Source organism: Clostridium sp. Marseille-QA1073 (genome assembly GCF_054863625.1).
Genome location: NZ_JBSVQM010000031.1, coordinates 23,650 through 38,288 on the forward strand (window position 1 = coordinate 23,650; position 14,639 = coordinate 38,288).

General features: G+C 26.3%; 11 protein-coding genes. 1 reads left to right on the plus strand and 10 read right to left on the minus strand.

The features are described from left to right. Nucleotides 1-187: 187 nt before the first annotated feature. The 5 genes from ACY1IQ_RS19100 to ACY1IQ_RS19120 form a co-directional block, all read right to left on the minus strand. Entirely contained in the window at nt 188-610 is a 423-nt protein-coding gene (locus tag ACY1IQ_RS19100) for a DUF3997 domain-containing protein (protein ID WP_461615476.1), read from the minus strand. 905 nt (nt 611-1,515) lie between these two features. After that, nucleotides 1,516-3,465 carry a sensor histidine kinase gene (locus tag ACY1IQ_RS19105; RefSeq protein ID WP_461615477.1) on the minus strand — a complete coding sequence of 650 codons (1,950 nt, stop codon included), beginning with the start codon at nt 3,463-3,465 and terminating at the stop codon, nt 1,516-1,518. A 53-nt stretch (nt 3,466-3,518) separates the two neighbouring features. Further along, entirely contained in the window at nt 3,519-4,904 is a 1,386-nt protein-coding gene (locus tag ACY1IQ_RS19110; RefSeq protein WP_461615478.1) for an MATE family efflux transporter, read from the minus strand. A 164-nt stretch (nt 4,905-5,068) separates the two neighbouring features. Beyond that, nucleotides 5,069-6,268 carry an ABC transporter permease gene (locus ACY1IQ_RS19115; protein ID WP_461615479.1) on the minus strand — a complete coding sequence of 400 codons (1,200 nt, stop codon included), beginning with the start codon at nt 6,266-6,268 and terminating at the stop codon, nt 5,069-5,071. Further along, a complete protein-coding gene (locus ACY1IQ_RS19120; RefSeq protein WP_461615480.1) occupies nt 6,258-6,992 on the minus strand; it encodes an ABC transporter ATP-binding protein in 735 nt (244 codons plus the stop codon). The genes ACY1IQ_RS19115 and ACY1IQ_RS19120 overlap by 11 nt, the downstream gene beginning before the upstream one ends. Before the next feature lie 582 nt (nt 6,993-7,574). Here ACY1IQ_RS19120 and ACY1IQ_RS19125 point away from each other — a divergent pair. Beyond that, the gene (locus tag ACY1IQ_RS19125; RefSeq protein ID WP_461615481.1) at nt 7,575-7,739 is read left to right on the plus strand and encodes a hypothetical protein; all 165 of its coding nucleotides are present in this window, start codon (nt 7,575-7,577) and stop codon (nt 7,737-7,739) included. A 161-nt stretch (nt 7,740-7,900) separates the two neighbouring features. On the opposite strand, the gene ACY1IQ_RS19130 is transcribed toward ACY1IQ_RS19125, so the two are convergent. The 5 genes from ACY1IQ_RS19130 to ACY1IQ_RS19150 all read right to left on the minus strand — a co-directional run bounded on the left by ACY1IQ_RS19130 (nt 7,901) and on the right by ACY1IQ_RS19150 (nt 14,525). Next, a complete protein-coding gene (locus ACY1IQ_RS19130) occupies nt 7,901-9,961 on the minus strand; it encodes a methyl-accepting chemotaxis protein (RefSeq protein ID WP_461615482.1) in 2,061 nt (686 codons plus the stop codon). 996 nt (nt 9,962-10,957) lie between these two features. Next, on the minus strand, nt 10,958-11,122 hold the full coding sequence (locus tag ACY1IQ_RS19135; RefSeq protein WP_461615483.1) for a hypothetical protein: 165 nt from the start codon (nt 11,120-11,122) through the stop codon (nt 10,958-10,960). Nucleotides 11,123-11,823: 701 nt separating this feature from the next. Further along, complete coding sequence (locus tag ACY1IQ_RS19140; protein ID WP_461615484.1) at nt 11,824-12,657, minus strand: hypothetical protein; 834 nt, start codon at nt 12,655-12,657, stop codon at nt 11,824-11,826. A gap of 3 nt (nt 12,658-12,660) precedes the next feature. Next, complete coding sequence (locus ACY1IQ_RS19145) at nt 12,661-13,668, minus strand: transketolase family protein (protein WP_461615485.1); 1,008 nt, start codon at nt 13,666-13,668, stop codon at nt 12,661-12,663. Between the two features lie 2 nt (nt 13,669-13,670). Continuing rightward, the gene (locus ACY1IQ_RS19150) at nt 13,671-14,525 is read right to left on the minus strand and encodes a 1-deoxy-D-xylulose-5-phosphate synthase N-terminal domain-containing protein (RefSeq protein WP_461615486.1); all 855 of its coding nucleotides are present in this window, start codon (nt 14,523-14,525) and stop codon (nt 13,671-13,673) included. Nucleotides 14,526-14,639 lie beyond the last annotated feature (114 nt).

The following is a 14,639-nucleotide window of genomic DNA, read 5'->3' on the forward strand; positions in this document are numbered from 1 at the left end:
GACGTATTAAAAAGAACTGACGAACACTGTTCATATCTATAATAAAACACTAGCAATTGTATTTCTATTTAAAAAATCCATTAAAGAAATTATTGTGATTAAAAATAATTTCCACCTTAATTGTGCATTGTGAATTAAAATACCATAGAGATATACATTAAGTTTTAAGATAGCTTATCTATATATTTTATTTATAACTCTCTACCTTTTTAAGTTTCAAGTCCTTTGATATTTTTAATTCTTCTTTTTTCTTTTCAAACTCCTCTTTAGTAAAAGGTCCATATCCTCTAAGTTGTTTAGTATTTAAAATCCAATAATTTTCATTTTCATCTTCATCAGTATTTTTATTATCATTATCTGTATCATCTATATTCTTTTGCTTTGCTAATATAAAAACATCATCAAAAGCTATTTCACTAACCATAGAAGGTACTATAGGTGTGTTTTCATCGTATCCATCACGAGGTATAATCTCCACATGATTACCATCAATTTTGACCACCATATAATTGTTAGGTAGATTAATAGAAAAATCTCCATTACTGCTGCATCCGCAGAATAGTATTAAAATCATAATAATGTTAAAGCATGCTATAAACTTCTTTCTCACAGTCTCAACTCCTACTACTTAATCACTAAAAATACTTTTTAATAAATGCGGCATTAATATTAGCCTTAGTTACAAGACCTAAACTTATTTTTAACTTTCTATTTCATAAGTAGTTTTATTACAGAGTTAAAAATATCCCCTTTTAGTAGCCACAATTGCTTAAATTAATCTTTTGTCAGTTATACTAACCCGTTTAATTCCCCTTTTAATATTTTTTTATAATTATAAGTTCAATATAATACAAAAGCTTGTCTATTTTGCTCTCTAAAATATATATTTTTTAAAATTTTAATATATATTATTTTATTTCACCATAATATCTTATGACTTTACAAATTCATAGATTAATACTTATACATTAATTTATATTCTACTTATAGTTATAAGATTTCCTTTAATATAATTTAATAAAAATTATGAAAAACTCTAAATTATTAAAATAACAATTTTAAGTTTTCAATAAAAATTATGTTTAAGTAAAAATACCATAATTTCAATTGCAATTTTGTTACTTTTATAATCTTATATTTTTACTTTCAAATATTTATACAACTATTTAATCAATATTTAGCTTAAAGATAAAAATGCTCTAAAATTTAAAATTTACATAACTATATAAGCATATTTCAATTCATACTTAAAATAATAGGCAATTGAAAATGCACAAATGAGAAAGAAATTAGTTTTGATTAAACTAATTTCTCAATACAATTACTAACTTTTTTCCTTTGAAGTTACTTAGTAACTTTACTGAGAAATATCTAAAATTGCAGAATTCAATAATTTAATTTGCAATACTAAGAATCATTAATTATTTTCATTTTTACAGCGTAAATTTATAATATAATAGTTTTGTCTTATGTAGCTATTTAATTTTTCTCCTTAACAAATACTAAAATAATTACTTAATCATAGATATCAGAAAACTCTAAATTAACCTTTTGGTGTTTATCTCCATTGATATCATTTGCGCCTTGGTTATAATTATCTAATAATTTAACTGGTAATTCTACAATAAAACTACTTCCCTTATTTAATTCACTTTTTAAAGTTATATCACCACCATGAAGCTCAACTAAACTTTTTACAAGCGATAAGCCTATACCACTACCTTCTCTTTTTCTAGTTAGGGTACTATCTACTTGTGTAAATCTATCAAAGATTATTTTTTGTTTATCTATAGGTATTCCAATACCACTATCTGTGACAGTTATTCTAACATTACTATTTAAATCCTCTAAACTTACTAATATTTCTCCACCTTTATCAGTAAACTTTATTGCATTAGAAAGAAGATTTAGAATTATTCTTTCTATCTTTTCCTCATCAATTGCCATTATTTTTTCTTCTGTATCAGTATCGAAAACTAATTCAATTCCTTTTCCTTCTACATAATCTGCAACTGATAATACTATCTCCTCTACAACTTCCACTACATTACAATTTTGAAGGTTCAATGTGAAATATCCTGAATCAATTTTTGTAATATCAATTATGTTATTAACCAACCTTAAGAGTCTTAGGGCATTTTGCTTTATGTAAAAAAATTTAGTATAAGTATCTTCATTATCAAAAATTATTTTATTATTGTCAGCATATAACTCCATAAGACTTACGGTGCTTAATATTACATTTAAAGGTGTTCTAAGTTCATGGGATATATTCGCAAAAAATTCTGTTTTCAACTTATCATATTTTAATGTTTCATCATAAATTTTTCTTTCCTTTTTTGCCTTTGCTACTAAATAGACATAATATACTCCTGCTACAATTAATGCAAATATTATAAGAAGTATCAGTCCAAAATAAAACCGCTTTTGTTTCTGAGATAAAATAGAATCATGTTTATTTTTATTTATTATAATACAATTTTCAGGAATTTTTCCCAAAGGTATGTCTTCTTTAACTAACATGTGAAAATCGAAAACAAAAGCATCAATATGTTCATTAGTTATAGATATATCAGACACTTTTTTTCCTTCTAATATTTGATTTGCAACTTCCCCTATAGCTTCACCATGTTGTTGTCCTATATCTATAGCTCCTCCAACTATACCATATCCCAAATAATCTTGAGATGGAGAATAAAAAGGACCTTTATTATATTTTTTTAAGTAATCTATAGTTTGTTCTGGAGTTAAAGCTCTATTTTCTCTGTTAAAAAATGTACCTGAAATTATGTTTACCTGATTCTCTCCATTTTTATGCATGTCTTTTGCTATATCCTCAATATACATATGCTGAATAAAATTAAACTGAATAGATTTATAATAAGGTCTAATAGATTTTAAATTTTTTCTTACACTATAAGAATATGAGGTATTATCTAAAATAATATTTACTTTTTCTGCTTTTGGATGAAGCTTTAAAATGGTATCCAGATTTTCTTTATCATTAGAAACTTCGTAAAATCCCGTAAAATATTTCTTTTCTTCTTCATTTAAGTTATTATTTTCATTTATTCCTATAAATACTACGGGAGCATTATTAAATATATCACTGTGATATTTTCTTACAAATTTAAATGCTTCATCATTAATAACTAATATTAAATCAAAATTTTTATTTTTATATTTAATTTTATAAATATCACTAAGCTCCTTATAATATTCATCAGTTCCCCTTTTAGAATTTAAATATTCATTTGTATAACTTACTTGGATATTGGGGTTAATGGTACTTCTAAAGCCATCTTCAATATTCTTTTCCCAATTTTGATTAATATCATAAGAATTTATTATAAGTATTTCTTTTCTACTGTCTGCTTTTACAATTTGTACTCCTACATTGAAAATTAAGCTCCAAATAATAAAAACTATTGCTAAATTCAAAGCTTTTATTTTCCTATTTTTCATAACTTTCTCCTAAATTTTTCTAAAAATTCATCTATAAATCTACTTAATTTAAATTATCTTAATTTAATAGTTTTCCATTTTCCAGATTTAAATCTTAAATATATCAATATCCATCTAAAAACTTGATCTAAAAGCATAGCAATCCATGCTCCTGGTAAGGCTAAATTAAAAGAATTTACAAATATATAGGCAAAAACAACTCTTACCCCCATAATGCCAATTGCTGTTGATATAAGCGGAAAAATAGTATCTCCTGCACCTCTTAATGCTCCTGCTAAAACAAATGCTGAAGATTGAAAAGGTTGAATTATAGCCACAATTTTAAGTACTATTGATGCTGAATTTATAATATCATTATCTGCTGTATAAAGAGATAAAATTTGTTTTGCAAAAAAGAAAAATCCTAATGCAATTAAAGAAGCTAATATAGACCCAAGCTGCCTACACCTGTTTACATATTCCTCTGCTCTTTTTGGTTCACCTTCTCCCAAAGTCCTTCCTGTAAGAGATGAAGCTGCAATTGAAAATGCTTGTCCGGTTGTAAAAGAAAGTCCCAAAATATTAATACAAATTTGATGTGATGCATAAACCACTGTCCCTAGAGATGCTACAATTTTTACATATAAAAGCATACCTAGTCTTAAGCTTAATTGTTCTAATGAAGATGGAACACCTATTCTTATAAAGTTTAAAACAATATTCCTATCAAAAGCAAACTTTTCTTTAAGATTTATTTTTATTTTTGTCTTTCCTTTTAAGAAATAAGCAATAAGCATGATTGAAGCTATTATATGAGATAGTAAAGTAGATACTCCTGCACCAGTGACTCCCATTCGTGGAAAGAAGAATAACCCATAAATTAATAACGCATTTCCTAAAACATTAAGTCCATTTACTTTTATATTTATTTTCATTGGTACTTTAGTATCTCCTACACCTCTTAACACAGCAAATAATGAAGAGTTAAAGCCTTGAAATATAAATCCATACATTATAACTCTAAAATAATTTATTCCAATATCTATAGTTTGCTGTTCTGCACCCATAAAACTCATTATACTTCTAGCATTTATCTGTGCCCATATGACTATTGGTAATACTATAAACATATTAATAAGTATAATATGTTTAACTGTACTGCCTACTTTTTCTACTTTTTTCTGTCCTATATACCTTGCCACCATAGCAGTTCCGCCTACATTTAACGCCTGCAATACTGCCAATCCTAAAAATAATGGTTGGTTAGTTACTCCCACTGAAGCCACTGAAGCTGCTGCTTCTGCCTTTGGTAATTTTCCAAGCATCATCATATCTAACATAGAAAATAGTGACCCCAATAATAATTCTAGTAATACAGGCCAAGCTATGTAAATAACTTCTTTGCTTATCTTATCCTCAAATCTACTAAGAAATTTTTCTTTTATTTGTAAAAATGACATATAACCCCTCCAAATTATGTAATCCCCTTATTTTAGGCATCTGAAAAAATAACTTATCAAATATATATCCTATATTTTGCATAAAATAAGCTAGTATACTGGTTTGCTATTTTTTAAGATAGCTTATAAGAAAAACACAAGATACCTTGTGTTTTTCTATTTTTCTATGTTCTAAATATAACCTCTTCTTTCATAAACATATATCTAGCTATCAAAAGAGACGCCACTACATAGACTATTGTCCATATTAATGTAATAGTTATATGCTGTATATTATATACTCCTGCAATTAATTCCTTTAAAATACAAATTATATTAGCTAATGGAATATGAAAATAAAAATTTGAAATTGACTTCACATCTAACATATAAGTTGCATAGGCAGGTATTATTGCAATAATTGTAAGTGGAGTCATATAAGTCTGAGCTTCTTTAAAACTTCTAGCATATATACTTATAGCAAGCTCTAATGCTCCAAAAACCATGGTAGTTAACACAGCTAATACAAATATTATCAATATAACCTTAATATCTAAAGAGAAATTTAATGCCATATTTGCCTCCGAACCAGCAAAATATTTTGATGACATATTAAATGATATTAAAAGCCCACCTAAAGAAGCAGCAGTGGTCATCATTCCCAATACAGTAATTGCTAAAAATTTACCATATAATAACGACATTCTTCCTGCTTGCGTAGTTAATAGTGGTTCTAATGTACCTCTTTCCTTTTCCCCAGCCCCTAAATCTGTTGCTGCTGGAATAGGTCCAGATACACAATACATTACTAACAAGAAGGGAAGTAATATAGATAGCATCATTTTTGCTCCTCCGTCTTCTTTCTCCCCTACTTTATTTTCATCAATTTTTATTGGAGTTAATATAGCTTCATCAATATTTTTTGCTTTTAGTCTTTCCGCTACAATTTCTTTTGAATATTCTTCTATAAGACTGTTAATAGCTCCTAATGCCACACTAGAAGATTGACTAACATCATCGTAGGAAACAGTTATATTAGAAATCTCTTCATTTTTAATTTTTTTCTCAAAATCTTCTGGTATTTCAATTGCTAACTTTATTTTTCCTTCTGCTATATCATTTTTTATATCACTACTATCAATAATAGTTATGTTTTCTTGAGATCTTATAAAATCTCCTATTTTACTATTTCCTTTGTCGACTATTGAGATTTGAAGATTTTCCATCACCTCTGTAGTATTTTTACTTATTCCTTTTCCTATTAAAGTAAACATCACTGGAAATAACAACAATGGGATTAATATACTAATCATTAAGGTTTTCTTATCTCTAAAGATATCTAAAAGCTCTTTCTTTAATACTATAGATATAATTTTATTTTTCATGGCTTTCACCTCCTATAAGAGATAAAAATACTTCTTCTAAATCATCATTGCTATACTTTTCTTTTAAATCAATGATTGTACCTTCTTCAACAATCTTACCTTTATGAATTATAATTACTCTATCGCATAGCTTTTCTACTTCCCTCATGCTATGACTTGAAAAAATAATTACTTTATTCTCTTTTTTACATCTAAATATAAAATTTTGTACTGTTCTTGAAGCGGTTACATCTAAACCTATTGTAGGTTCATCAAACAGCATAACTTTAGGATTATGTACAATACTTCTTGCAATTGCAACTCTTTGCTTCATACCCCTAGAGAATTTTCCTACTCTTCTATCTATATATTCGTCCATTTCAAAAACTTCCATAAGATTTTTTATATTTTCATTTGCTTGCTCCTCTGATAAACCGTTTAGCATAGCAAAATATTTTATATTTTCCCTTGCTGTTAATCTGTCATATAACCCTACTTCACCACCAAATAATATACCTATTTCAGATCTAACTTTTGAACTATTCTTTAGTATATCAAATCCATTAATGTTAGCAGTACCCTCTGTAGGCTTTAACATTGTAGCAATCATCCTTAAGGTCGTAGTTTTTCCAGCTCCATTTTCTCCTAAAAGCCCAACTATTTCTCCTTTATTAACTGTAAAGCTTATATTATCTACTGCCTTAATATTCTTAAAGCTTTTACTTAAATTTTTTACTTCAATCATAACTCTAGACCTCCCTTCAACTGATGTTAAATATTAACATCATAATTATAACATACAAAATAATAAATAGTTAAATTTGAAAATAAAATTTATATTTTAAATTACCACATTTTAAATTTAAACAGATAAAACCTCTTATTAGATAAAATAAAGTTCTTAATACAAATTTCCACTCATTGTAAGAATCATAACTGTCTTTGCAGTATGCAATATATTTTCTGTTTCATCATATACAACAGATTATGATTCATTTAGAATACTATCCTCAACCTCATTTCCTCTATCTGCTAGAAAATTATGCATATATATGAGTTTCTTTAGCAAGTCCCTTCATCTTTGTATATTTCCATTCTATATATGATTTTAGTAGATCATATCTAACTTCATCACTTTGATTAATCACCCAATTTCCCCAATTTTTTAGAAATAACTACATCCCAATCTAGCAATTTGTATCCTTCCGGATAAGTATGGTAATCATTTATACTAGCTTTGCTCAATAATACGAAAATTCTTAAAATTATTACTTATTTATTTAATATAATTGCTAATTATGATATAGTATTAGTAGGAGGTGATGTTATGCCTTATTTTAATCCTCATGACTATACAAGATATAAAATAGCCGAAACAGAACAAAATAATAATGGATTAGGAAAACAAAGTTATGTATCTGGTTGGAAAATAACAGGTATTTCAGCTCTTATAATATTATCATATTATGTACTCCTATTTGTATTAAATTAAAATTCTAAATTATATAAAAATAAGCACTAATTACTTAATGTAAATTAGTGCTTATTTTTTTATCAATATTTAATTTATGTTATCTTTTTCTTAGTCTTTATAAATAATAAACTTTATTTTAAATAAGTTTTTATTACTAAAATAATATTATAATTATTCTACTACTTTACCTTAAACTTATTTATTTGTACCATCATGTCTGCAGCCTTTTCTGTAAGTACTTGAGCACTTGTAGCTACTTCTGAACTTGAATTATTTAACTCTTCCGAAGATGCTGATATTTCCTCTGAAGATGCTGATATTTCTTCTGATATTGAAGATAATTCCTCTATTGTATTTACTATTTCCTCTTTATTATTATTAATATCTTCAAAGGCTGTATTAATTTCGCTTATTCTTGGGGCTATATCACTAACCGCTATAGAAATTTCATTAAAAGATTTCATAGAATTTTCTACATTTTCTCTTTGATTTACAAGTTCTTTATTCATTGTATCTGTTTCATTAACTATAACTTTAGTGTTATTTAGTAATTTATTTATTATTCTATAGATATTCTCTGAAGATTCTTTACTTCTCTCTGCAAGTTTTCTTATTTCATCCGCTACTACAGCAAATCCTCTTCCAGACTCTCCTGCTCTTGCTGCTTCTATAGCTGCATTTAATGCTAAAAGATTTGTTTGTTCTGCTATACTATTTATTAAATCTGTAATTTCATTTACAGTTTTAATATCTACATCCATTTCTCCTATGCTTTTTGTAAAGTTTTTAAATTTTTCATTAAAGCTTGTTATAGAGAATACTACATTTTCCATATCCTTATTGCTTTTCTTTGAACTTTCACTTACACCTACTGCCATATTATCTATTTGATTTATATGGATTGCAACTTCATTTAATTGTTCACTGAATTCATTTAACTTGAAAACTATACCTGTTAGGTCTGATGCCTGCTTAGTAGTTCCTTTTGTCACATCTAATATTGCAGTAGAAATGTTATGCGTTAATGCTGATAATTCTTCAGAAATAGCTGCTAAATTTACTGCACTAGAGTCTATTTCTCCTGCTGAATCTTTAACTGCTCCTACCATATTTCCTATAGAACTTTGAGTAACATTTAAAGTTTTACATATAGCACCAACCTCATCTGAACTTCTTATATACTTTCTATTTATCTCCTCAGTAAAATCTCCCTCTGCTATCTTATCCATATGTCCTTTAACTGCAACTAATCCATTAGTTATTTTTCTACTAAGTATTACTACTAAAATTCCTATTATTATTAATTCTATTAAACCAATAAGTATACTTATATTCTTAAGTCCGTTTAATCGACTTAGCAAATCATTTTTATGCACAGCTATTGCTAAAGACCATCCAGTTGATTCAAGTGGATAATAAGCTACATACTTATCAACTCCATCATAGAAATACTCCCCTATACCTGTCTTTCCCTGCATCATTTCTTTTTCAATTGCAATTAAACCCTGTAATTGCGGATCATTTTGTACTATATAATTGTCCATTCTGTCTACAATAGCTTGATCTATTGCTGCAATTATTTTTCCTTCTGTATCTATGACAAAGCATTCCCCAGTTGATAAAAAATTTATTTTATTAGTTATTTTACTTAAATTATCACTATTCCTTATTGCTATTAAAGCTCCAGTTACAGAACCATTGTTTTTTATTGGCACAGAATACGCAATCAAAATTTTTCCATCTACTTTACTTTTAAAAGTTGATGATACGTAGTTGTTTCCCTTTATTGCTTCTTTAAAATATTCTCTATCTTTAATATCAAGTACACTACCATCAGTATAAGTTACTTTTCCTGTTAAATCCGCAATCCCAAGCATTGAATGTCCTTCTAATTCTATACTTGACTGTAAAATTTCCTTTTTATCTTCCCATGAAACTTTAGGATCTTTTATCCTTGGAGTATTAGCTGTTAGACTTAAACTCATAAGTTTTGATTTTATTTCATTTTCAAGTCTTTCTGCTGAGGATCTACTTATTTCTGACATAAGATCAAGACTACTATTAACAAGTGTTTTTCTCGCTGAATAATAAGCAAATCCAGTTAAAGATATGCACATTACTGCAACCAAAGATAACATAGAAATTAATAATTTTGCCCTTATACTTTTTAATTGAAATTTTGATTTTACTTTATCTCCTCCTCTATTAAAATTTTTCATTAGTTTTAAATTTAATTTCATTATATTTTTCCCCTCCTATATTATTGATCTTACGATTTTATATTAGTTGGTTTAAATCTAAAAACCATTAACATAAAAGTTGTCATAGGTATATAGATTTATAAAATAAATATTTAAAAACTTTATTTTCTCAAATAGATATACAAGTTCAATATTGAACTTGTATATCTATTTACGAAGAATTTAATATAAAATCATTCTATTAACTTTAATTAGTAATACATTTAATATATCGAGGATATTTTCCAAAATTAAATGTTTTTTTTGCTTTTTTCGCCAATTATTTTATTTTTCTCTAAAATATAGAAGGTTTTATACATTATTTTCATATTTTTGTTATTCACTAAAGTTTTATATGATATTTTATTAATACAATACTATAATAAATATAAATTCTCTAAAAAAAATAGACCCTTTCTAAATTTTAGAAAAGGTCTTTTTATATAGAAATCTTTAATATATAACAAATTTTATTATTTGTGATATTATTCTCACATTACAGATATCTTTTATGTTATATGTCTTATTTAAAAAGTTTTTTCTTATTATTTTTCTCTATAAAATCAAGTAAACTAGGAAAATATTTTTTAACAGTAACTTTCTTATTAAACCAGTAAATAATTATATAATCTCAATTAATATACTAGTTATAATCACATCTTCTACATCATCATTAACCTTAGGATTTTTTAAACTCTATCCTTAAACTATATAGGATTATAGTTTTTCCTCTTTTATAAGTTATTATTAAAGTTAAATTTTCCTTTTTTAAATCTTTTATAATTATACTAATATTTATATTGTAATTTTAAATTATTTCATTATAATAATTTTTATCTTATATAGTACCAATGATATTACCTCGATCTTAGAATTACGGTCATATTAATACTACACTATGCATAGTTTAATTATAAAATTACTGCCCTGTCCTAAGTTATTATCCCTATATCTTTATTGATTTTTTCTTAGATAAGTAGTTATCATATATATCTTTTAAAATGTTTTAAGATTTATTATAAATTTAAGATATCCTATACCATAGTAATTATTCAAGACACTCCCCATGTCTCCAGTACAAGGAATCATATCCTTAACATTTCTACTATACTCATTATTAGTACATGTTTTATTTGCTATAAGATTCAATATTATTTTCATTTAATAGCTTAAGCTCTCATTAATAAGCGTGATAACTATAAGTATCCTCTCCTCTTAAATCTATATAAAAAGCATTTATTTCTACTTAAATTAAATTTCTTACAAATCTTAAATTCATTCTAATAGTTATATTTTTATAAATTTTTAAATATCTTTACCTCCTTCATTCTTTCAATATAAATTTTCTTAAGTGCTAAAACCTATCTAACTCATATATATATTAATTTAAAATAAACTTTTTCAGTAGTTCTAATCCAAACTTCTCACAAAAGCAAATTATGAATTTTTTCAATTGTAGGCTGGATATATTATTTTATTTAGTCTATTAAATAGTCAAAATAACTATTTATATACTTTTTTAGTCTTCAGTTCCATACAATTTATAGCAAATCATTATTATGCTTTAAAGTCTTACATATTTTCATTTACTCTTCTTATACGTAAAGTATTGAAAATATAATAATTTGAATCATAAAAAGAATACAGGTATTTTAGATTTTTTAATAAAAACTTAGGCTCCCCACTCCTCCCAACATCAGTAAGAATTCAACACTGAAGCTATTAAACTCTTTAGTTAATTTTCTCTATCAACTATCTATTTCTGGTTGAAATTTTACTCTCATGAAAAACATTAAAAGAAACCTATCTTCTCAATGTTTAGAAATATTTTACTAGCTATAATTTCTATTTTATCTTCTCTTTTAAAAATCAATTTCTTTTTTAAGAAATAAATTTTCACATTTCTTATCTTTACTTAGTAATTTTTTAACTAAAAGCATAAATGATTTAATTTGAACATCATATTCTGTTGCTCCTTTCATAATAATATGTGAATTTACAGTATGATTAATTAAATTATCACTATCTTTTAATATATCTAAAGCACTATCTGTATCATTAAACCTCATTATAAAAAAAGGTTTTGACCTCTTATATTCTCCTCTGCCAGCTTTTGATTTCCCATATTTTACTCTAATATAAGCTGAAAGCTCAGGTTTTCCTTCTACCTTCCACTCATATACTCTGTCAGGACTTTCTTGAGTCCATTTAGTTATTTCTGGGTAACCTGCTTTATTTAATTGGCTTATCCCAGAGGATATTAAATAAAAATACAGCTTTACAAGTAAGTCCTTTTCTTTTTCATCATTAGGTATAGCCGTAAATGAGAGCATTTTAGATAAAGTTGATAATGCTTTTATAGTAGGTATAAGTAATCTAGATTTAAAACCACCCTTTATTTTAGGTAATTTTTTACTTTTTCCTTTACAAAAATTATTGAACTCATATATATTTTCAAACTGTAACTCTAAATCCGGATTTTCTAATATAGCCTTTACTACTTTGATATTTCCCTCTTCTACCACAAAGTGAATTCCTATTTTTTCATTTTCATCTAAACAACAAATTTGAATTACTCCAGTTTTATTTTTAAAAGATTTTTTGAAATCTTCTTTTTCCTCTACTAATACTTTTAAAAGTGGTAATATAGAATTTAAAAATATCTTATTTGAATATATTTCGTCCTTATAAATCATGAATTATACCTCGTCTTCCCAATCGTTGTCATCATCAAAGCTTTTTCTTAATATTTCTCTCACCTCTTCTAAAATACCTTTAGCATCTATTTTATAATAAGCCATTAGATCTTCATGTAACTCACTTATAAAAACCTCATTTGAGATTCCTAAAGATTTAAAAATGCAAGCTTTTCCACTTTCTGCAATAACCTCTGATACTGCACTTCCAAGTCCTCCTATTATATTATTTTCTTCTACTGTTATTATTCTCCTAGTCTCACATATAGCTTTTAATATAACTTCCTTATCTATTGGCTTAATTGTGTGCATATTGATTACTCTTACTTTTAATTTATGCATGTCCTCCAAGATTTTTGCTGCTTGTAATGCTTGATGAACACAATTTCCACAAGCAATAATGGTTATATCTGTACCTTCCTTTAATTCTATTCCTTTACCAATTTTAAATTCATGTTCTTCATTTTTATATAGTTTTTTATCAAAGTATTCATCAATACGAATATATATAGGCTCCTGCAAGTTATAGGATTCTATAATTGCTTTAGCTGCTTCAACACCATCTGCTGGTACTACAACCTTCATATTACTCATAGACCTCATAATAGCTATATCTTCTATACAACGATTAGCAGTTTCCCATTGACCAAATGATAAACTCCAATGAGTTGCAATTATTTTTACATTTAAATTTTGATAACATATATCCGTCCTAATTTGTTCTAAGGCCTTCATTGAAGTAGATACATTAAAAATAGATAGATATGTTTTTAGGTGGCATTTTGCGAGTCCGGCAGCTATAGCAAAGAGATTTTTTTCTGTTATTTCTACATTTAAAAATCTTTTAGCGTATTTATCACTAAATAATTTAAATTTATTAGATTCCTTTAAATCAGTAAATAGTACAACTATATCATTATGCCCTTCTATCAAATGATAAAGTGACTTTTCATAAATTTCTGCCATTGCCTCATTGCTTTTATCTAACATAGTATAAGTTGATTCACACATAGTTACACCTCTTTTATCCTTGTTTCATAGTACTTTTCTAAACTTTCTTTTGCGTTCTTAACTTTTTCTTTATCAAAAATTCTATAAATACATTTATAATCATCTTCTATAAAGTCAACACCACAACCATTTATCGTATTAGCAATAATGACAACTGGTTTTTTATTTTCACTTAAAGCAAAATCTAATGCTTCAGAAAGTTCTTTAAAACTATGACCATCTACCTCCTCAACTATAAATCCAAAATTTCTCCATTTATCTGCAAAGGATTCTAATGTTATAATATCTTTTGTAAAATCATCAATTATATATCGATTTTTATTTATAATAGTTATAAGATTTGTTGTCTTTAAATGAGCTATAGCCATTGCTGCTTCCCAAATTGATTCTCCGTTACACTCCTCATCGCTTAATAGACAATAAACTTTATATTCCTTAGATTTAGCCCTTGCTCCCAATGCCATTCCTAATCCAATTGAAAGTCCATATCCTAATGAACAGATGGAAACCTCTTCTTCAGAGGCCTTTCTAATATCTAAACTTATCCCCAAATCATTTTTAATATGATTATATTCTTTAAGTAACTGTTTATGTATAAATACATTACCTAATAAAATAGGAACAAGGTGAATTCCTACTTGTTCTTTACTTAGTACAAGTCTATCTGTGTATTCATCTTTTGAATTTTTAAAATCTATATTTAAATATTTATGATATAGTATTGTAAAAATATCTATAGAACTTAAAACCTCTCCAGTATTTTCATTTCCTAACCTAAGTGCAGCATTTATAGAAAGTAATCTAAGTTCATAAGCTTTTTCTTCTAGACTTAACAGCTCTTTTGATGTTAAAGGCATGCAACTCCCCCCTATTTAAATTGGATTATTTTTATAAAAGTACTATTAATCCCTTTTAATTTACACAAGTTAGAAAAAATTTCTTAATATATTCTCAAAATTAAGATTATATAA

Coding starts and splice junctions, on each gene's coding strand:
- ACY1IQ_RS19130 (WP_461615482.1), bottom strand. CDS start 9,961: ATGAAATTAAATTTAAAACTAATGAAAAATTTTAATAGAGGAGGAGAT.
- ACY1IQ_RS19135 (WP_461615483.1), bottom strand. CDS start 11,122: ATGAAAATAATATTGAATCTTATAGCAAATAAAACATGTACTAATAAT.
- ACY1IQ_RS19115 (WP_461615479.1), bottom strand. CDS start 6,268: ATGAAAAATAAAATTATATCTATAGTATTAAAGAAAGAGCTTTTAGAT.
- ACY1IQ_RS19140 (WP_461615484.1), bottom strand. CDS start 12,657: ATGATTTATAAGGACGAAATATATTCAAATAAGATATTTTTAAATTCT.
- ACY1IQ_RS19145 (WP_461615485.1), bottom strand. CDS start 13,668: ATGTGTGAATCAACTTATACTATGTTAGATAAAAGCAATGAGGCAATG.
- ACY1IQ_RS19150 (WP_461615486.1), bottom strand. CDS start 14,525: ATGCCTTTAACATCAAAAGAGCTGTTAAGTCTAGAAGAAAAAGCTTAT.
- ACY1IQ_RS19105 (WP_461615477.1), bottom strand. CDS start 3,465: ATGAAAAATAGGAAAATAAAAGCTTTGAATTTAGCAATAGTTTTTATT.
- ACY1IQ_RS19110 (WP_461615478.1), bottom strand. CDS start 4,904: ATGTCATTTTTACAAATAAAAGAAAAATTTCTTAGTAGATTTGAGGAT.
- ACY1IQ_RS19120 (WP_461615480.1), bottom strand. CDS start 6,992: ATGATTGAAGTAAAAAATTTAAGTAAAAGCTTTAAGAATATTAAGGCA.
- ACY1IQ_RS19125 (WP_461615481.1), top strand. CDS start 7,575: ATGCCTTATTTTAATCCTCATGACTATACAAGATATAAAATAGCCGAA.